The organism is Ruminobacter sp. RM87 (assembly GCF_000701925.1).
GTDB classification, from domain to species: domain Bacteria; phylum Pseudomonadota; class Gammaproteobacteria; order Enterobacterales; family Succinivibrionaceae; genus Ruminobacter; species Ruminobacter amylophilus.
The window spans coordinates 1-20958 of record NZ_JNKD01000053.1 but is presented as its reverse complement, the minus strand read 5'-3'; the positions used below and the strand labels follow the sequence as shown (position 1 = coordinate 20958).

The 20958-nt window shown below is 41.8% G+C and carries 15 protein-coding genes; 7 read left to right on the top strand and 8 right to left on the bottom strand.

Annotated features, from left to right (window positions below):
- Positions 1 to 158: 158 nt before the first annotated feature.
- The 5 genes from miaA to T489_RS0109570 all read right to left on the bottom strand — a co-directional run bounded on the left by miaA (position 159) and on the right by T489_RS0109570 (position 7281).
- Entirely contained in the window at positions 159 to 1100 is a 942-nt protein-coding gene (miaA, locus tag T489_RS0109590) for a tRNA (adenosine(37)-N6)-dimethylallyltransferase MiaA (RefSeq protein ID WP_031579827.1), read from the bottom strand.
- Positions 1097 to 3343, bottom strand: a complete 2247-nt coding sequence (gene mutL / locus T489_RS14415) for a DNA mismatch repair endonuclease MutL (protein ID WP_051621988.1) — start codon at positions 3341 to 3343, stop codon at positions 1097 to 1099. Before mutL ends, miaA begins: the two co-directional genes overlap by 4 nt.
- Positions 3343 to 4953 carry an N-acetylmuramoyl-L-alanine amidase gene (locus tag T489_RS14410; RefSeq protein ID WP_198020464.1) on the bottom strand — a complete coding sequence of 537 codons (1611 nt, stop codon included), beginning with the start codon at positions 4951 to 4953 and terminating at the stop codon, positions 3343 to 3345. The genes mutL and T489_RS14410 overlap by 1 nt, the downstream gene beginning before the upstream one ends.
- Positions 4954 to 5209: 256 nt before the next feature.
- The gene (tsaE, locus tag T489_RS0109575) at positions 5210 to 5683 is read right to left on the bottom strand and encodes a tRNA (adenosine(37)-N6)-threonylcarbamoyltransferase complex ATPase subunit type 1 TsaE (RefSeq protein WP_031579824.1); all 474 of its coding nucleotides are present in this window, start codon (positions 5681 to 5683) and stop codon (positions 5210 to 5212) included.
- Between the two features lie 20 nt (positions 5684 to 5703).
- Positions 5704 to 7281 carry an NAD(P)H-hydrate dehydratase gene (locus tag T489_RS0109570; protein WP_198020463.1) on the bottom strand — a complete coding sequence of 526 codons (1578 nt, stop codon included), beginning with the start codon at positions 7279 to 7281 and terminating at the stop codon, positions 5704 to 5706.
- Between T489_RS0109570 and T489_RS14960 the strand changes: the two genes are divergently transcribed.
- Together T489_RS14960 and ppgK are read left to right on the top strand one after the other, a co-directional pair.
- Positions 7280 to 8563, top strand: a complete 1284-nt coding sequence (locus T489_RS14960) for an epoxyqueuosine reductase (protein ID WP_031579822.1) — start codon at positions 7280 to 7282, stop codon at positions 8561 to 8563. The genes T489_RS0109570 and T489_RS14960 overlap by 2 nt on opposite strands.
- A gap of 153 nt (positions 8564 to 8716) precedes the next feature.
- Positions 8717 to 9514, top strand: a complete 798-nt coding sequence (gene ppgK, locus T489_RS0109560) for a polyphosphate--glucose phosphotransferase (RefSeq protein ID WP_051621983.1) — start codon at positions 8717 to 8719, stop codon at positions 9512 to 9514.
- A 112-nt stretch (positions 9515 to 9626) separates the two neighbouring features.
- On the opposite strand, the gene recJ is transcribed toward ppgK, so the two are convergent.
- Positions 9627 to 11273, bottom strand: coding sequence for a single-stranded-DNA-specific exonuclease RecJ (gene recJ / locus T489_RS0109555; protein ID WP_198020462.1), 1647 nt, complete (start codon positions 11271 to 11273; stop codon positions 9627 to 9629).
- 345 nt (positions 11274 to 11618) lie between these two features.
- On the opposite strand from recJ, the gene T489_RS0109545 reads away from it, so the two are divergent.
- The 5 genes from T489_RS0109545 to T489_RS0109525 all read left to right on the top strand — a co-directional run bounded on the left by T489_RS0109545 (position 11619) and on the right by T489_RS0109525 (position 18435).
- Positions 11619 to 13046: a hypothetical protein gene (locus T489_RS0109545; RefSeq protein ID WP_031579819.1), complete on the top strand. Its 1428-nt coding sequence runs from the start codon at positions 11619 to 11621 to the stop codon at positions 13044 to 13046.
- Positions 13027 to 13908 carry a 50S ribosomal protein L11 methyltransferase gene (gene prmA, locus T489_RS0109540; RefSeq protein WP_031579818.1) on the top strand — a complete coding sequence of 294 codons (882 nt, stop codon included), beginning with the start codon at positions 13027 to 13029 and terminating at the stop codon, positions 13906 to 13908. The genes T489_RS0109545 and prmA overlap by 20 nt, the downstream gene beginning before the upstream one ends.
- 187 nt (positions 13909 to 14095) lie before the next feature.
- Positions 14096 to 14392 carry a DNA-binding transcriptional regulator Fis gene (fis, locus tag T489_RS0109535; RefSeq protein ID WP_031579817.1) on the top strand — a complete coding sequence of 99 codons (297 nt, stop codon included), beginning with the start codon at positions 14096 to 14098 and terminating at the stop codon, positions 14390 to 14392.
- A 213-nt stretch (positions 14393 to 14605) separates the two neighbouring features.
- Positions 14606 to 15949 carry an ATP-binding protein gene (locus tag T489_RS0109530; RefSeq protein ID WP_031579816.1) on the top strand — a complete coding sequence of 448 codons (1344 nt, stop codon included), beginning with the start codon at positions 14606 to 14608 and terminating at the stop codon, positions 15947 to 15949.
- Positions 15950 to 16203: 254 nt separating this feature from the next.
- Positions 16204 to 18435 (top strand): DEAD/DEAH box helicase, encoded by a 2232-nt coding sequence (locus T489_RS0109525; protein ID WP_198020461.1) that lies wholly within the window; start codon positions 16204 to 16206, stop codon positions 18433 to 18435.
- Positions 18436 to 18509: 74 nt separating this feature from the next.
- On the opposite strand, the gene T489_RS0109520 is transcribed toward T489_RS0109525, so the two are convergent.
- Entirely contained in the window at positions 18510 to 19049 is a 540-nt protein-coding gene (locus tag T489_RS0109520; RefSeq protein WP_051621980.1) for a phosphatidylglycerophosphatase A family protein, read from the bottom strand.
- A 91-nt stretch (positions 19050 to 19140) separates the two neighbouring features.
- The gene (locus T489_RS0109515) at positions 19141 to 20073 is read right to left on the bottom strand and encodes a helix-turn-helix transcriptional regulator (protein ID WP_084155489.1); all 933 of its coding nucleotides are present in this window, start codon (positions 20071 to 20073) and stop codon (positions 19141 to 19143) included.
- Between the last annotated feature and the right edge of the window lie 885 nt (positions 20074 to 20958).

Genomic DNA, 20958 nt, shown 5'->3' with positions numbered 1-20958 from the left:
ATTGATATACATCACCATATTTTTTACATTTCTTTGATGTATTCTATATTATCTTTTTCTACGATTCAAATACACTTATTAAAAAAATAGTAATTTTACTTAATTATTTGTATTACTTATATATCCCGACAGATATATATTTATATACCTTTTCTCAATTACTGACACACACCTTTTTTCCTAAGCACTCCAATAATAATCTGGAGATTATTTTCTGACATGGGATCCAGAAAACCAACCTGACTTTTCCAGCCGCGAAGCCAGGTCATCTGCCTTTTGGCCAGCTGACACGTGGCAATAACGGACAGTTTCCTCATTTCCCTGAAATCTACGGAACCATCCAGATACATCCACATCTGTCTGTACCCCACTGAGCGTATTGACGGCAGTTCGGGACTCAAATCTCCGCGGTCGTAGAGTTTTCTGACCTCATCTTCAAATCCCTGTTCAAGCATTTTGTCAAAACGCGCGGCAATAAGCGGTTTAAGATATTTTCTTTCCCTGTCGGGAAGAAGTGCAAATTCCGTCAGATCAACCGGACATTCATAAACACCGTTTTCCCTGATTATATCAGTCATGCTTTTACCGCTGACCAGATAAACCTCATATGCCCTGCCCAGGCGCTGTGCATCATTTTCATTGATTCGCGCCCATGATTCAGGGTCTACTCCGTGCACCAGTTCCCTAAGAGCAGGAAGACCTTCTTCAGCCATGATGGCATTAACCCTGGCTCTCACCTCCGGAGTACTGTTCGGGAGAGGTGACAGGCCCTCTGTCAGTGCTTTAAAATAAAGCATCGTCCCCCCCACAAGAACGGGAACATGCCCTCTTGAAGTAATTTCATTTATCAGTCTGATGGCATCATTCCTGAAACCTGCAACACTGTATGTCTCAGAAGGATCAACTATATCAATAAGATGATGCGGCACTCCCTGTCTTTCCTCAACAGAAGGCTTGGCCGTACCTATATCCATGCCCCTGTAAATAAGTGCAGAGTCCACACTGATTATTTCACCATTAATCTGCTGGGCTAATCTGATGGCAAGACTTGTCTTTCCTGAGGCTGTAGGCCCCATAAGCGAAATGGCTGATGGTTTCATTTTTTCCGTAAATTTTCTATATAAACTGATAAATCAATATTTTCGAATGCAGAACTCAGCTTTTCTTCAAAATATTTTTCGTAAGTTATGCTCTGCACCAGTCTGGCTATCATCTTGGAACTCAGATTTTCCGGTATTCTCGCCTTAAAAAGAACTTCCGCCAAAATATCCATGGCATCTCTTACCCCGGTAGTGTCATCCAGTCTTTCAAGCAGGGAAGCAAGTATGTCGGCAAGATTCAGACCGTGTACAATGTAAGGTACTGCCAGAACGGTAAAAGCCGACTTTGAAACTCTTGTGACAAATCCCAGATCATGCAGTATTCCATCCACATACGGCGAAAAAGTTTTTTCCCTGAAATCAAAAGGTACAAGCAGATTAACCGTTTGCAGAAGCTGTCTGCGGTTATCCATAAAAGAATCAGTAAAAAGAGCCTGTGCCAGTTTTTTTATATCAATCAACCTTATCTGAGATCCGTTGGAAATAACGGCATATTCAGCATCATCGGTAACCGTCACCACCCTGTACAGAGAAAATTCACTTACCTCATCCTTATACCACGGGTCATGCCAGTTAACATCAGCTTCCTGAAAACTTTCATTCTGAAAGCCGCCAGATTTAATACTGACGGGGGCGGTATCTGTGCATGCAGTCAGCGTTTCGTCACGGTTGTTTACGCCGGAGCCCTCTGACAACATTTCTGTCGTTTCCACGGCAGCTGTGCCAAACATTTTACTCATGGCATCGCCGGACCACCTGGCTCGTCCGGAACCGGAATAACCGGAGGAAGGTCTTTCGCCAAAGCCGGATTTTCCTCTGCCTAAATTAAACATTCTGTTATAGTTAAGCGATACTCCTCCGGCTGAATTTCCGTTACAGCTGTTATCCTTCCGTCCGGAAACGTCCTTTCGGAAACTTTCAACATGATCCTGAGTGTCCTTTACGGAAGACGGCATTTCCGGAATGTCTCTGTCTGGAGACTCCGATGAATTTTCGACCTGATTCTTCTCTGTCTCAGTCCTTTTAAATACTTCAGGAGGGGTATCAGTACACGCATCAAGCAGTTCATTCAGATCCATTTTTTTTATCTGAGAGCCATTCTCCCCGATTACGGCGCCCTGTGTGTTGCTCTTCATTGAATTCAGAGCCCAGAAATCGGACACGCTTTTTTCATCAAAAGCCAGAGGTTTGACTCCGCCGTAATGGTGACTCTGCTGTGAATTCGCCGTATCATTCATGGTTTCAGGCAATACCATCTGAGCATTTCTGAACACATTCATGACAGATGTCTGTATAAAATCATGAACTCTTCTGGATTCCTGAAATCTCACTTCAGACTTCTGAGGATGAACATTGATATCCACATCTTCCGGGGGCATCTGCAGGAAACATACATATGATACGTCCCCTTTTTCCGCGAACACTGATTCATAAGCCTCACGAACGGCATGAATGACCACCTTGTCACGGACAATTCGCCCGTTCACAAAGAAATACTGTACCGGTTTGCTCTTTGCTCTGACAGAAACATACCCTCTTATTGAAAGAGAAGTATCACTCCATTCAAAAAAATTCAGTTCAGAAGCAATGCCTTTACCCAGAAGAGCTTCAAGCCGCCTGATCTCATTCTGAAAACCGACAGCCTTAAGATCGTAAACCACCTTACCGTTGTTTTTCAGCACAAACGCCACATCCGGTCTGCTTATGGCTATTCTTTTAAACACCTCTTCAACCTGGAGAAATTCAGTCTTCTCACTTTTTAAAAAGCGACGTCTTGCCGGGGTATTGAAGAAAAGATCCAGAGCTTCAATGGTCGTTCCGTCCGGATGGGAAGCCGGAGATATCTTGGGCTCCTGAGCAATCCCTTCAACTTCAACGGCATAAGCCATATTCTGCGAAGCTGGTTTTGATGTCAGTGTAAGTCTGCTTACCGCGGCAATTGATGCCAGTGCTTCTCCGCGAAATCCCATACTGGTAAGCCTGTTCAGATCCTGAATGGAGGAAAGCTTTGACGTGGCATGACGTTTCAGAGCCAGTGCAAGTTCATTCTGAGGAATACCGCAGCCGTTATCCCTTATCAGTATTTTTTTTGCCCCACCGTTAACGATTTCAACCAGTATTCTGGTGGCACCGGCATCGAGACAGTTTTCCATCAGCTCTTTTACTACAGCTGACGGTCTCTCAACAACTTCTCCGGCGGCAATCTGATTGGCAACCTGTGGTGGCAAAACCTGAATTGACATTACTTAATCCTGAGTCTCTGTCCTACATTAACCTGTCCTGTACGAAGATTATTAAGCTTCTTCAGAGATGCTACCGATACTCCGTACTTTTTGGCAATTACCGTAAGATTTTCCCCTTTCTTCACCACATGGACAACCGATGCCTTACTTCCGGATGTTCTGCCAGCACTGCCTGATGTTTTGGAAGGAGCTGATGAAGAAACACTTGAAGCCGTATTTACGCATACACTAGGATTCGCTTCAACAAAGTCCTTGATTCCCAGATAAATGCCGTAAGCTATTCTGCGTCTGTACTTATCTGTTGCAAGAAGTCTTTCTTCATCATTATTTGAAAGGTAACCGGTTTCGATAAGCAGTGACGGAATATCAGGAGCCTTGAGTACTGCAAGGGAACGGCTGATAGGAGTCTTTTTATGAAGACGTGTTATCATCTTAAGTCGTCCTAAAAGCTTGTTGGCAAGTTCAAAACCGTAATTCATTGATGAGCTTGACGCAAGATCAACCACGAATGAACAGTCCTTGAGATACTTGTTTTCACCGCACATATGATTAATCGCATCTCCTGCACCGCCGATTAATTTTGTCTGATCTCTTGCCGTAATCTTGTCGTTTTCACGATCAGCCCTATCTTTGGAAAGAACCAGTACGGATGCACCGTTCGCTTCAGAATTGGCCGCGCTGTCGGCATGAATTGAAATAAGCATGTCAGCCTTGCGTGTACGGGCTATTTTTGAGCGGTCTCCCAAAGCAATAAACTTATCATTGGAACGGGTCAGATAACCTGTAAGGGTTTTATCACCATTAATGTACTCGAGCAGATACTTGGAAATTCCAAGTGTTACGTTCTTTTCATATGTTCCGTTTTTGCCGATTGCCCCCGGATCCTTACCGCCATGTCCCGGATCAATCACGACAACACAGGTATTCTTGTTCTTTCGTGCATTATGAACAGGCTTCGGAGGTTCAGGATTGGAAAGTCTTTTTTCCACGCTTTCTGAAGGATCATCATTGTCGCTGGCCTCGTTAAGGGTATCGAAAAGAGCATCCTCAAGTACTTCCATGTCACTCTTCTGAGCTGACTTTCCTGCATTTGGAGCTGTGGCAACCAGACTGTTAAGATTTTCTGATTTAGGCCTGTTCACTGTCTGTGGATTTGTTTTCCTGTTCTGACCTTCTGATTTATTACTGTCGGTTCTGGTCACTGCAGTAGCGCCGGCAGGCTTTACCGGCAACAGTTTCTTTCTGTCTGCTTCAGTCTGATTATGAGGAAATTCCATTACCAGTTTTGCACCGCTTCCACTGCTGTTACGATAGGAATTAAAGGTAGGAGTCACAGGCTTTTTCAGTCCGAACACATAAAACACTTCCTGTTTTCCTGAGCCTCTTTTGACTGATTTCAGAATACTTCCGCTGGTAATTGTCGCCATTCCGTACTTTTTCTTAGGATTACCGATATTCATAATTCTGACGGTGTATTCCGTACCGTCCTGAGAAACACTGTAACTGTATTTAGGAGCGTCTTCAGTTTCAATAATGATTCTGGTTGAATCTTTTGTCTGTGAAGCTTTGATTCCGGTTATATCGTTAGCTTCCGCAAATGTTGCAGTCATTCCCAGCAGAACACACAAAACGGCTGCAGCAAAAAACTTTCCACCGGAAAAAAATTTAAAGTAACCACGCATCATAAATTATTTTAATAATAAAACTCAGTACAAAAAAATTTCTGAAATATAAAATCAAAGATATCCGCGACTGACTGGCCGGCATGATATCCTTTATTATACACTTGACGGAAATACTATTAATTAAATTTTTGTTAATAAATTAAAACTTTGGAACCGTTACCATAACGTCTGCCGATTCAAACTACAGCGTCTTTGGAAAAACCATGCTTTCCACGACAGCACATCCTTTTTCCGTAAGTCCGGTAACGACTGCATTACGTGTATTGCCGATAATTTCAAGATGAACTTCAAGATCAGCCTCAGGCAGTATTCCCTCCCCCTTTGACGGCCATTCAACTATTCTTATGGAATATGGAGAAAAATAATCTCTGATCCCCATCATCTCCAGTTCCTCGGGATCATTTACCCTGTACAGGTCGAAATGATATACAAATGTCTTTCCGGTCTGATACTCTTCAACAAGAGTGTAGGTAGGACTCTTAACCACACCGTTATACCCTCTTGCCCTGATAAAACCTCTGGTCATTGTTGTCTTTCCCGCACCGAGATCTCCGGTAAGGTAAATGGTGGTATCCGGTCTGCATATACCACTGAGTACTGCCCCAAGCAGTTCAGTTTTTGTCTCATCATGTAACGGGAAAACTTTTTTCTGCATATACAATATTCCTTATTTCTCTATTTCTTCGGCGCAATGCCGTTCACCAGCAGTCTTATATGCGGAAGCAGATCAGTGGCACACATGCCTATATTTCCACCCTCCTGAGCTTCCGCCCTGCCGGCCTCACCGTGAATAAGCACACCGGCGACGGCGGCAATAACCGGCTCCAGCCCCTGCCCCAGAAGTGAAGTAATAATCCCGGACAGCAGATCTCCCATTCCTCCGCTTGCCATTCCTGAACAGCCGGTGGCGGTCAGATAAACCTTTCCGTCAGGTGATGCTATCACGGTAGCAGCAGATTTCAGTACACACACGGCCTTATACTTTTCTGCAATCATGAGAGCAAAGCCGACACTGTCGGATTCTATCGCTGAGGCATCAGTGTCACATAATAATGCAGCCTCCCCGACATGAGGAGTGAGCACCGGGACAGTGTTGAATTCGCAAGAACCCAAATTATGCAGATGATACAGCCCATCCGCATCTATAACCATGGAAGATGAACTCATTATACATTTTTTAAAGACGTTTTCCGCATTCTGATTTCTTCCCATTCCCGGCCCCACCAGCAGAGCTCCTGTAGTCTTTATTTTCTCATCAAGACTGTCTGTTCCGGCCGTCATTATGCATGGATTGACAGAATTAAACGCCTGATGTTCTCCTGAAAGGGCAAGAGCTGTTATCAGACCTGCTCCGGTTCTTAAAGCAGCAAGAGATGACAGAATCAGGGCACCTGTCATACCGGATGAACCTCCGACAAGAAGAACACGTCCCGAATTTCCCTTATGGGCACATTTACTTCTTAACGGAAGCCACGGGCGGATATCGTCGTAAGCTACCAGATGTTTTTCCGACCCTGACCTGCGTGCTGCGACTATATTGCTCTCGAAATCAGGCAGGGTATTGCCGACCGCAAACACCTTTCCGCAGAAATCCCTTGCCCTGCCAGTTATTGTTCCGGTCTTAAATGTAAACACGGTATAGGTATAATCAGCCTTTACGGCCTCGCCCCCGACAGGCATTCCGTTATCCGCATTAAGAAGACTGGGAATATCCACGCTTAAAACAAGAAGCTTTCTTTCGGATTTCAGTCTGTTTATTAGTCTTACCGCATTGCTGATTTTCTGCGAATTCTGACTGCTTCCAACAGCCGTTATACCAATACCCAGCATTGAATCCACAATTACGGCATTGTCACGTATCCTCCCGTCGACAAGTTCCTGGTTGTCAAAATCCGTTTCATGTCCGCCGCATCCGAGATAATTATCACGTGCATGCACGGCATCAATTCCAGCTTTCTGAGGCACAACCCTGATAACAGAGACATCACTGAAACCGTCCTTCAGCATTGCTGCGGCTATTTCATAACCGTCACCGCCGTTGTTACCTGAACCGACAAAGACCACTACCTGTCTGTCATTCGCAAGTCTGAGTTCCCTGATTTTCTGATAGATTGAATCTGCCGCATACTGCATAAGGGCATAGCCGCTGTCTGTATGATAGATATTTTCCACGGCTCTTATTTGTGCACAATCAAGCACTGTTTGTGCTAAAGTATCAGTAAAGGGTATATGTGTAAGGGAATAATCTGTCATGAACGAGCTCTCTAACGAATTACCGGATCTAACAAGTGATTTCTGGTTAAAACTGAAACAGAAATGCAGTGAACTGCAAATCATTTCTCTTCATATTATACCAACTGATTATGCCATTGGCGGTAAAAAGTCTTTTGAAGAAAAATTCGGTAATGGTGTTCCTGAAGATCTTGAATACCTTACCAGAAACAAAGAGGTAAGAAACAACCCGGGGCTGATTCTTGAAGGTGCCCGCTCGGTTATCAGCATATCTCTCAGCTACCACAGTTCAGATTATCCTGCAGATCCTCATACAGGATATATAAGCGCATATGCCAGAGGGCGCGATTATCACAAGGTTATCAAACAGCGTCTTGATCGACTCGGAAACTGGCTGAAAAATACTTTTCCGGACATAAGATTCAGAGCCATCACTGACAGTGCTCCCTTCTACGAACAGCATTTCGCAAAGGCTTCAGTCTTTATGGCAAAAGGAAGAAACAACCTTGTCAGGCTGAAAAATGCCGGAAGCATGATTTTTCTCGGAGAACTGCTCACAACCCTGAACCTTCCTGATCCGAAAAAGATAATTACCATGAATACTGAAAAAAATACGGAGTCTGATTATCCTTTTTTTACGACAGTTCTTAATGATGCCTCAGACGAAAACAGTAATAACTGCATATCCGGTTTATATTCAGGTAAAAACAGCCTCGAATGTCCGGAGAAATGCAGACTGTGCTTTTCCAGCTGCCCTACCGGAGCCCTTAATCCTGAAAAATTCAGAATCGAAAAATGCATCTCATATCTTACCATCGAATACGGCGGTTATATTCCGGAAGAATTGTGGTCCGGACTTGAGAACCGCATCTACGGATGTGACACCTGTCAGCTGTGCTGTCCGTTCAACAAAAAAACGGATATCACGGCAGATCCTGAATTCTCATCAAGATTCAGTCAGGATTTTTTAAAACTTTCACATCTTTTATCGTTAACTCCGGAAGAATTCAAAAAAAGTTTTTCCGGCACTCCGATACTGCGAATAGGCTATTACAAAATGATGCGCAACTGCATTATTGCAGCAGTAAACACAGGCAGCTCAGAATACATATCCTGTCTGGTCATTTTAAGGAATTCCGTACTGAAACGAATGAATCTGCTTCATGCAGAAATTACTGCTGGAAATACAGACGGCGAAAAATATTCGGAGCCCGACAGACTGCTTCGTGAAATAAGTGAATGCACCATGGTTCTCAGACATCTGGAACATGCATTCACTCTGCTTCGCAACAATCACGACTGATCAGTGATTTTCAGCCCCGGTAAATCAAAATTTGTACAAACTCACACCAAATTTAAGTTTTACAACAGAATTTACATAAAAGGCTCTCCCTGTGTATTATCATATTAATCACGGAGAGTTATCCGTTTTCCGACTTATAAAAAGGAGGCTGGCATGATTGTTTTAGGTGTTGATATCGGCGGTTCCGGAATCAAAGGTGCACTGGTTGATACAGAAAAGGGTGAACTTGTAAGTGAGAGAATTCGTATTGAAACTCCTCAGCCTGCCACTCCTAAAGCTGTGGCCAAAACACTGAAGGATCTGATTTCGAAATTTGACTATCACGGACCAGTAGGTTGCGGTTTCCCAGCAACAGTACATCACGGTGTAGCATTTACTGCAGCAAACATTGACAAAACATGGATCAATACACCCGCTGAAAAACTCTTCACGGAAACAACAGGTAATGACTGCTATGTTCTGAACGATGCCGATGCGGCCGGTATTGCCGAAATCAAATTCGGTGCAGGAAGGGACGTTCCCGGAGTCGTCATGATGATTACCATAGGAACAGGTCTCGGTTCAGCCATTTTCATAAACGGTCAGCTTTTCCCGAATACTGAACTCGGGCATCTGATTCTGAATGATGACATTGCTGAACACTACTGTTCAGATTCAGCCAGACAGCGACATGATCTGTCGTGGAAAAAATGGGGTAAGCGTTTCAACAAATACCTGCATCGTCTGGAATTTCTGTTTAATCCGGATCTGATTATTTTAGGGGGCGGAGCTTCAAAAAGCTTTGAAAAGTTTTCTGAAAAAATCGACGTAAGAACCAGGGTAGTTACGGCCACCACCCTGAACACAGCAGGAATCATCGGCGCAGCCATGCATGCGGCTGACAGCATGAAAGCCGGACTAAAACCGAACCTTGAGGCCGTCGAAGAGGCTGAAAAAGAAGACGGAGAGTAATTCCGATCCTGATGATATCTTTTTAGTCATAATGGAACCTATCCCCAAAAAACATTAAAGGGAATGTGTACCGCACATTCCCTTTTTCATTGTAAGAAAGATACAAAATACTCTATGCCGGCTCCATATTTCTGATTATCACCCTCACTCCGGCCTCACTGCTGTTTTTCTGAATGTCAAAACCGTATACGGCTCTTACCTTTTTTACGCTGTAATTAGGCCATACCTTGACGTCATGATTGTAATACATACCTGATACAACCGTTCCATCAGCCATTCTCAATCTGACATTCAGGTGCTTTCCCCCAACCACGTACTGACTGATAAGCTGAAACACACCGTCAAACAGCGGAGATGAAAATTCCGCCCCCCACGGCTGGTCAAACACTAGTACTCTGGCGAAATCCGAAATGAAGTAACCGCTGGGAAGTTCACCATCGGTTACAATAACCTCATCGGTACGTTCACTGCTGTAGCGGTTGGAATCCAGAATAAACTGTTCCTTGAAGAAGTTCAGATATTCCCTTCTTATAGTCAGACCGGCCGCACCTTTGTGCCCACCAAAGGCCTTAAATATTTCAGGATGCTCCTGATTAATTCTTTTCAGTGCGTCACATACATGGTAACCGTCAACGGCACGCACAGAACCGACAAGCAGTTCATCATTCGGGGAATCAGCCATGATTACGGTAGTAAGTCCTGTGAGATCCTTGATTTTTGCCGCCACAATTCCCATTACCCCGATATTAAATGATGAATTGTATAAAACAAGGGCTCCCGGAAGATTACCGTCATATTCCAGCCTTATCTGGGTAAGAGCCGTATTCATCATATCGGACTCTATATTACGGCGATCAACATTAAAGCTCTGCAGCAGACCTGCTCCGACCTTGGCATCATCTTCCCGTTCAGCAAGAAGACATTTGACACCATAACTCATGTCTGCAATGCGACCGGCTGCATTAATACGCGGGCAGAGAGAAAAAACGATATCCGTAGCTTTAAAATTCTGGCAGTTAAGACCGCATATTCTTATAAGCTCCATTAGTCCCCTGGTGGTTCTGCCGGCCCTGATGAGTCTGATGCCGTAATCAGCCATAAGGCGGTTGTTGTAATCCATGGGAACCATATCGGCTATGGTACCAAGTGCCACGAAATCAAGATAATTGCTCACCACGGGAACGGTTAGGTTTCGTTCGCTGAAATAACCGCGTTTATTAAGTTCGCTTCTAAGTGAGGCCACCACATAAAAAATAACCCCTACTCCGGCAAGATTCTTGGAAGGGAAGGTACAGGTCTGCAGATGCGGATTAACTATAGCCTGCGCGTCAGGAATAATATCTCCTGGAATATGATGATCCGTGATTACAACCTTTATCCCAAGACTTACGGCAAGAGATACGGCTTCATTAGCCGAAATACCGTTATCAACTGTAACAATCACGTTTACTTTGCTTTCTGCGGCAGCCAGAACGATAGACCTGTTCAGGCCATAACCGTCATCCTGTCTGCTTGGTATTTCAAAAGAGACATCGCCGTAATTTATATCCCTGAAAAAACGCATTGCCAGAGCAGTACTTGTAGCCCCGTCCGCATCATAGTCCCCCACAATCATAATTTTATTCTGGGAAACTACGGCATCGGCCAGGATGTTCACTGCTTCCGACATTCCGTGAAGTGAAGGACTTAAAATCCTGTTCAAATCATAGACTGCTTCAGACGGATTCTTTACACCGCGACTCCATAATATACGTGTCAATACCGGATCCAGGTTCCAGTCAGGCAGACTGTGAAGCTCCGTATCAGGAACCCTGTGTACAATTTTCATAACTAATGGCGGCCCATATGCAGAACAAGAAAAACTATATCGTAATACGAAAATTTCTCAAAATACAGAAAAAACGTTTTTCAGTGCTGCATGGCTATAAAATGTACGACACTGATCACATTAGAGATATCATATAAATAGATAATAATATAATCTTTTAATATATTTTATGTCTCAATTTATATAATAACTAAAATAATTTTCTAAAAATTTCGTGTATTCTCGCTTTTTTGGGTATTATATATGATATAGGTCATATTTTTCAGTTTTTTATCAATGCAAGTTGAAATAAATTATCGTTCTCTGTTTTTAATACTGCCGATTCTATTCTGCACTGTGGCTCAGCTTACAGGGTATAATTTTCTGTTGCCAAACGGAAACGGTCACCTGTATACAGCCATTGCCCCGTGCGTTTTTGCTCTCGGACTGGCAATGATAATTCCTTCATCCAACCGCGGCTGGCTGATAACGGGAACGGTAACGTCTTTCTTTCTCATATACAAATTACTGCATCTGATTCAGCCTGATTATACCTATTCATCACTGGTAGCCGCATTTCTCGGGCCTTTGGCAACTGCCCTGCTGCATCCGAGAAGCCATAAAAAAATCACCTTCACGGCCAAAATTCTTAACAGAACAATAACCTTCATGATACTGATGGTGCTGTGCTGTATCTTATGCTTTGCCTCATCATCTCTTTACGAGAATATCCAGACAGGCATCAACAACCTGTATATGAGTCATATATACAACGACAGCTATTCATTCATATACGGAATCATTTATCAGTTCTGTGAAACTTTCGGTTTCGGAAGCTTTATTCTGGAAATACGCCATCTGATTGTTGATACAGGTGTATCCCAGAGTTTCTACAGCACTACCACTGCTGTGTTCACAACCGGTCTGCCGGCATTTTTTCTGGCGATAACACGCACACAGACAAGACGAAAAAGACTTAATTACCTGATGCTTTTTCTGCTGGCTCTGGCCAGTTCAACTACCGGCTACAGCATCAGTATGCTGATGCTCTGTCTACTGTGGATGCAACCGTCACTGTTCGGCCTTTATCTGATAAACTGCGTTTTCTACTACATCATTGGTTATCAGATTCATTTTGAACCGCAGAATATAAGCACTGCTTTTTACAATCCGAATTTAAACATAAGTCAGATAAACATTTATGATATAAAGTTTCTGGCCTTTGCCCTGTTTATTTTCACCTGCAATTATCTTACCGCTACCGCGGTTCTTAAGGAAAAACAGCGCTACACCCAGAAAACAGGTCAGATTATCCGTGTAAAACCACTTATAATCGACATACTGTCAGACCTCGGAACACAGGACTACAGTCTTAAAACAGTTACCATTATCAAGGCTCTAGGAGGCTTTGACAATATCGTTCACGTATCAAAGCATGACTCTACAATAACCTTTACGGTACAGGATCAGTCTGTTATTGATTTTGAACAGTTAAATGCCAATGGTACCGCCACTTTATACAGCGACAGTCTGGCCCACTGCGTTTCATACACGTTACGTGACAATGCGGCCGACATTTACGGCAATATTGTAAATATCTCCTCTCACTGTCTGACGGATATTACAAGTGAGTATCATGAAATAGAGCCGTATTCGATTGAAAAAAGCAAATTCAAGAATCTGTACACCTGTAAGGAAGAAATAAATGCCATGGATTCAAATTAAACTGGGAACTACCGATAAAAAGGCTGAAAAAATCGCAGGCATGCTGTCTGGCTTCGGAGCTGCCAGCGTAACCTATATGGACACCATAGATAATCCCGTATATGAACCGCTTCCGGGGGAAACAAAGCTGTGGACCAATACAACCGTAATCGGCCTGTTTGACGCTGATACTGATACCAAACGCATCATCGACTTCTTCTATGAACATTTCGGTGACAAGATAACCTACAAGGTGGAACAGCTTGAAGACAAGGACTGGGTTCGTGAATGGATGGATAACTTCCACCCTATAAAATGCGGTGAACGTCTGTGGATCTGTCCGAGCTGGTGCGACATTCCCGATCCGTCGGCAGTAAACGTTATGCTGGATCCTGGACTTGCCTTCGGTACAGGTACCCACCCTACCACATTCCTCTGTCTGTCATGGCTTGACAGCCTTAATCTCAAAGATCAGACAATTATTGACTTCGGTTGCGGCTCGGGCATTCTGGCCGTAAGCGCTCTTAAACTGGGAGCCGGCAAGGCCATAGGTATCGACATTGACCCTCAGGCTATTGAAGCAAGTAATGAAAATGCCCTCAGAAACGGAGTTAAAGACAGACTGGAACTCTATCTTCCTGCCGAACAGCCTGAAGGACTTAAAGCCGATTTTCTGGTAGCCAATATTCTTGCAGGCCCGTTAAGGGAACTGGCTCCATCAATCGCATCAATGGTTAATCCTGGCGGACTGTTTGCCATCAGCGGCATCATAGAAAACCAGTGTCAGGAACTGATGGAAATATACAGTCAGTGGTTTGATCTTGATGAACCTGTATTCAAGGAAGAATGGTGTCGCATTACAGGAAAGAAAAAACAAATTTAAAAATTTCAAGTTATTTTTTTTATAAATTTGCGGTCGGAATTGCAAAATACACTTTAAAATTTGTTTAAAAAATAATAATATATGCGCTCGTCAGTTTATATGATTTTAACCCGTCCTGCAGACAACCACTTATGTGAATACCACTTCACGTCTGCAGTAGTTTTATATTATCGTTGCAAGGTTTGAAATGTTGAATATTAATAATAAAATGAATCCTCAGAGAACCATGACTTCAGAAGAAGTTCAGGCTGCACCTCAGAAACCTTTATATGAATCAGTATTAACTTCAGTAAACAACTTCCTTAACAATCCTGAAAATGCAGACACTACTGACTTATATGAAATCGTATTAAGCGAAGTTGAACGTCCTTTACTCGATCGCGTTATGCAGTTTGTTCATGGTAACCAGACCAAGGCTGCCAAAATGATGGGCATCAACCGCGGCACCCTTCGCAAGAAGCTCAAGAAATACAGCTTAAGCTAATTTACCGGTTACGTTTCAAAACGTAATTCATTTAAAAAGAGAACCCCGTTACTGAATAATCCATGTAACGGGGTTCTCTTTTTTGAGCAAAGGTGAAAAATGAAAAGCAGGACGCCTGTATCTAGCCTGCCTTACCTAAATTTTAATGCACAAAACATACGCCTGGGATATAATGAAACGATCGATTGGGAAATATAACAGGACAATACATAAATGGCAGTAAAACTGAGACCTCGTGAAAGAGAATCCATTATTCAGTCATTACGTTCAGGCGTAACTCCCCGTACCGGCCTGCAGTTTATTCAGGTTGGCCGAGTAAAAGAAATAGAATCAATGATTCATGATCTGGATCTTGTAGCCAATGAAGGAAGCACATTCAGACTTGTTATCGGAGACTTCGGTGCCGGTAAAAGCTTCTTTCTTCAGTTAGTACGCAGCATTGCCCATGAAAAGGGACTTGTAACCATGAATGCGGATCTGTCTCCAGACAGACGTCTGCAGTCCTCAAAAGGTCAGGCTCTCAATCTTTATCAGGAATTAAGCCGCAACATGTCAACCAGGGCCAAACCTGATGGAAATGCACTGAATTCAGTTGTAGAAAAGTTCATTACCCTGGCAAGAACCGAAGCTGAAGAAACCGGTACAGAATGCTCAGAAGTTATCAAAAAGCTGCTTAAACCTCTTAATGACATGGTAGGAGGATTTGATTTCACACTTGTGATCATGTCCTACTGGAAGGGGTTCAATGAAGGTAAGAATGCTCTTATAGACTGTGCAAATAAATGGCTGCGCGGTGAATATCACAGCAGAATCGAGGCACGTCAGGATCTGGGAGTAAGAACCATTATTGACGACTCTTCCGTTTATGATTTTTATAAACTGTTCAGTGTTTTCGTCCAGATTGCAGGGTATAAGGGATTACTTATTCTGATGGATGAAATGGTAAATCTTTATAAAATCCACAATCTGCGTTCCCGTGAGGCAAACTACGAACAGATACTGAGAATAATCAATGACTGTCTTCAGGGAAATGTCAGAGGCTTAGGCTTCATCATGGGGGGCACCGTCGATTTTCTGGAAGATCCTAGAAAAGGGCTTTACAGCTATGAAGCGCTTCATTCAAGACTTGCAGGCAACGTATTTGCAAAAGCAGCCGGAGTAAATGATTTAAGCGGTCCGGTTATGCGCCTTAACAATCTGACTCCGGAAGAACTGTATGTACTGCTGCACAACATTCGAAACATTTTCGCCTACTATAACGAAGATAATTACCTGGTTCCGGATGAAGCTCTTTCAAAGTTTCTTATTCACTGCTCATCACGTATAGGTGAAGCGTATTTCAAGACACCTAGAAACACGATTAAAGCGTTTGTTGATCTGCTTTCCATTCTGGAACAGAATCCTGAACTGAAATGGGCTGAACTTCTAAAAGACATCAACATAAACAAGGAAGAAGATGAATCCATGCTTGGTTTTGATGTAGCTTCAGACAGTAATAACGAAGAGCAGAACGAACAGAACGATAATGATGATGAACTGGTAAGCTTCAAACTATAGTTCATACTTATACGGTTAACAGGGATAGACTCATGTCTGTATGATAAATGTCAGAGCAGACAGGTTTATCCCTGTTTGTTTATTCACGATGTTAACACCTTAAAATTACAGTGTTACAATTAAATATTATTAACCGCCGGACTTTCACATAATTCCTGCCGGGACAGATACCAGCCCGTGAAATCTGCATTCTGCCCTGAAAATAGATAAGAGATACCCTGTAGATTATTATGACTCAGAAATCAAACTCAGATATGCTAAACCCACTGATCGTCAGATACCTTCACCATTTAGGCTGGAAACAGCTGAATGAAATACAGGAACAGGCCATTCCATGCATACTTGAAAACAAATCTGACGTAATCATAAGCGCTGCTACTGCCAGTGGTAAGACTGAAGCCGCATTCCTTCCGGTCTGCACGTCAATACTCAATGATAATCCTGAAGGCATAGCCGCAATTTACATAAGTCCGTTAAAGGCATTAATTAACGATCAGTTCAAACGTATCGAGGCAATGGGCGACTTCGTAGGCATAAAGGTAACTCCATGGCATGGAGATATCAACACTCATGTAAAAGCCAAGACGATACAGAATCCATCAGGTATTCTGCTGATCACTCCGGAGTCACTTGAATCTCTTCTGATAAACTATTCAACATGGTATCGTAAATATCTGAAGAATCTACGTTACATCATCATTGATGAATTTCATGCCTTTATCGGTGTTGAACGAGGTTATCAGCTTTTAAGTCAGATGCACAGACTTGAAGTTATTCTGAAAAAAAGAATCATCAGAATAGCTCTCAGTGCCACCCTGAACAATATTGAATCAGCAGGCAGATGGTTACGCTCTGCCCCGAACTCAGCACCACGTATAATTGAAAGCAAATCAGGCAACAAGACTCTTCTGCTGCAGCTCAGAGGTTATGACAGATACAGTAACGATCATGAACAGAAGGATTCAGAAAAACCGTATCATTATGACAATGTTGCTGCCGATCTGTTTAAACTTCTCAGAGGAACAACCAATCTGGTTTTCGCAAACAGCCGTGGCAAAACAGAGTATCTGGCAACCATAATGGACAAGATATCCACCGACAACAATCTGCCCGTTGAATTTTTCCCTCATCACAGTTCACTGTCCAAGGATTTAAGAGAAAGACTTGAAAACCGTCTTAAAACAGCTGATCTCCCGACGACCGCCATCTGTACACAGACGCTTGAACTTGGTATTGACATAGGAGATGTTGTCTCCATTGCTCAGGTTGATGCTCCGTCATCAGTTGCCGGTTTAAGACAGAGAATCGGACGTTCCGGAAGAAGAGACCGTGCAGCGATTCTGCGTCTTTTCATATCAGAGCTGAGTCCTGCATCAGACTCATCAAATCCTCTTGGATGCCGGCTGAGAGATGAAACCTTTCTATCAACTTCTCTGCTGGAACTTATGCTGAACAACTGGTATGAACCGCCGGCAATTCATGAGTACGCAATGTCAACTCTCATTCAGCAGATATTGAGCGTAATTGCTGAAGTTGGAAGCATTAAAGCAATTAGCCTCTGGAAGCTTCTCTGTCAGTCAGGTCCTTTTTCACTTGTTTCCTCAAAAATATTTGCCCAGATTCTTAGATCATTAGGCGAGAATGATCTTATTACCCAAATGAGAGACGGAGACCTGACCCTGGGACTTACCGGGGAAAAAGTTGTGTCAAAATTCAGTTTCTACAGCTCATTCAAGGTCCAGGAAGAATATACCATTGACTTTAACGGTTCCACCATCGGTACTGTCCCGTTGAATCAGCCTTTGAGTCTTGGAGACTCTTTCCTCTTTGCAGGCAAAGGATGGCAGGTAATCTTCTTTAACAGTGAAAAGAGACAGATTTCAGTAAAACCGTACAAGGAAAAGGCAAATCCTATTATTATGGACGGAAGACCGAGCAGAATTCATGACGGAGTCAGGGAAAAAATGTTTGAACTGTACTGCGGAACTGAAATTCCATCCTATCTGAATAAAACCGCAGCCAAACATTTTATTGAGGGAAGGGAAATGTTCAAAGAACTCGGACTGAAAGATAACAGATATGTAATGGGACTTGACGGTCTGTATATTTTCCCTTGGAAGGGAGACAAAATCATGAATACCATTGTCCAGATCCTGAAACATTATAAGATACAGGCAAAAAAAATTGACAGTTACATTCTGCTTCCGGGGTTGTCCACAATTACATATAAACAGATAGTTAAAACCATACTGGAATCACCTAAACTTAATGAAGAAGAAATGGCTTCAAAAATCAGCAACCTTGAATACGATAAATATGACAAATACCTGAGCAAAGAGCTGAAGTGCATTCAATACGGGTATCGCAATTTTGACATAGACGGGGCCATGAAATTCTTTGAAGAGGCTCTAGTCGTAAAGACGCCATTTAATCCGAAAAACAATGCCGCCTATAATATCTGCAATGATATACCAATGAACAGATAAAAACACAGAACCTCAGTGCAACAGACCGGCTTCTCAGCATAGGAAAGCAGGTCTGTCCAACTAAAAAATTCTTACTAAAGAGACATCATCGGCTCAAAAATAACGTATTGCAGGGTCATTAAAATCAACAGTGAATAGATTCCGATAATCACGTCATCAATAGCTATGCAAAGACCTTCAGGTAAATGCCTGAACATCAAAGATATGGGCCATGGCTTTAACATATCCACAAATCTGAAAGTAAAAAAAGCGATGACTACATAGTACCATTCGGTTAGACAGCAACAGGTTACCAGCATACCCACAAAATCATCAAAAACAATTCTGTGTTTATTGGTCATTCCAATGAGTTTTATCAGGCTGGTACATATATACACTGATATCAGTATCATCAGAACAAGTAAAGGGAATTTTATATACCAGTCAAGACTAACAAAAACAATACAGAGAGGAACAGAGGCAAGCGATGTGATGGTTCCCGGTCTTGATGCCTTTAAGCTTAATCCGAAAGCAGTTGCGAGCAAATGTACAGGGTTGGCTAAATTTATATAACCAAGTTTAGTCTTATCAGACTTGAATGGTTTATCATTAACCTGATTTGAACCTTCTGTCATAGCAACTCCGTAAAAACAAAAACCGCACTTAAGTGCGGTTTAATTTTATCACAAAATGATAATTTAAAATAAATATATCTAACAGGTTCAGTTACATATTAAGAAGAACAAAAATTTCATTCTTATTCTTTAATACAATCTGATTATTGTCAGATTCAGCATCATCAGGACTTAAACGAAGAGTTCTTAATGTATAGAACAGAAGAGCCTGACGACACTTATACACAACTTCACCGTTTTCCATGCCATAGTCAAGCTCAATAGCCTTTCTCTGACTTTCTGACAGGTTAGGATTTGGAATAATATGAAGAGAAACCACAAAGTTCCATCTCATATCTTCATTAGGATCGATATTGGAAGAATCCATCTTACCTACGGATAAAATACGTGACAGAACAAAATCTCTGAAATCATGCTTTTCATGGCAGTATGCACGAACATGCCATCTGATTCCGTCAAAACCTAATGCATGTGGAGAAATGATGCGTGATGTAGCTTCGATCCTACTCATTGACTGATAAGTAATTCTTAAGGAATTCTTATTTAAAATACAGTAAACAATAGTGGTAAGAATCTCAAAGTCCACAGTACGCTTCGGCGGAACAAAACATGCGACACTTGGAGTCTGTAAAAGATAGTTGCTTGTATCATGGAGAATACCCTGAGCATTCATATACAAGTCATTCAGATAGGAAGTTGCACTGCAGATATTATATAAAGGTCTGTATTTCGCAGTTTTAATATATACTTTCTGGTGACGGTCATACTCAAGATTATGAGGTGCCATTTCAGTGTATTTGGCTAAGTCTAACGAAGACTGAGGAATAGAAATTCCAAAGAATTCAACAAGATCGGAACGATTGATATGTCCACTCCAACATAAACGGTAATCAATAAACTCCAATCGTCGTTCCTGATTCCATTTATTTGTACCTGGTTTAGCAATAACCTGTTTTTTCAGTGCATTGGCTACACCTTTAGAAGAGGTCTTTGCTGACTTACCGTTAGCATTAATTGGGTTCATAGTATTTTCCATTGATTTATTGTGCGTATTATAATAATTTACAAATTACAATTTAATGCAATTACAAAAATAATAAATAATAATAAGTAAATTAAGATTTATTAATATAGATGTAGTGTGTACTATTATGGATCAATTTAAAAGGTTTTTGCAAATAAAAAAAATAAAAATCTTATTTTTTCCATTTTTAAATTATATTGTCAGAATCAAAACACGTATATTTTTTAATTGTATTTACCGAGTTAAATCACTTAGTAATATAGACAAAACCATAAAAAATGTACATATTCCAAGTTTTTTTGGTAGGTTATAATTATAAATTTATAAAATATATTGTTATATAATGTTATTATCTTGATTTGAATAATTTTTTTAATAATCCGTATAGAACGAATTTTTATACGCACATACATATCTTTAATGCACTCAACAGATTATGATTATTATATATAACCCAAAATTTGATAGTAACAGACAACGATCCTTAAAACCGCTCAAAAGACCTGAAAAATAAAGCTTTAGCAAATTACAAAACAGCTTAACTCATTTAATAAAAAGACCTTACGCAAAACGCATAGAACTGTGTGCATAAATACATATAGAGATATCATAATACATAATAATAAGAAAGCAACTCATCTTTTTAAGAATACTGGCTGCGTGAAAAGAATGAATGGCAGAAGGCACAAAAATTCAGCAAAATGGGTTGCCCGGCTCATTCATAAACGATTAACACAAGCAGAGATGATATCGAAAAATCAGATAAAGAAATAACTAAGAATATACTTAACCCAGAAAATAAAAGCTATACAGTAGAAACAAAAAAACCGACTGTAAAAGTCGGTCCTCTGAATTAGTGGCGGAACGGACGGGGCTCGAACCCGC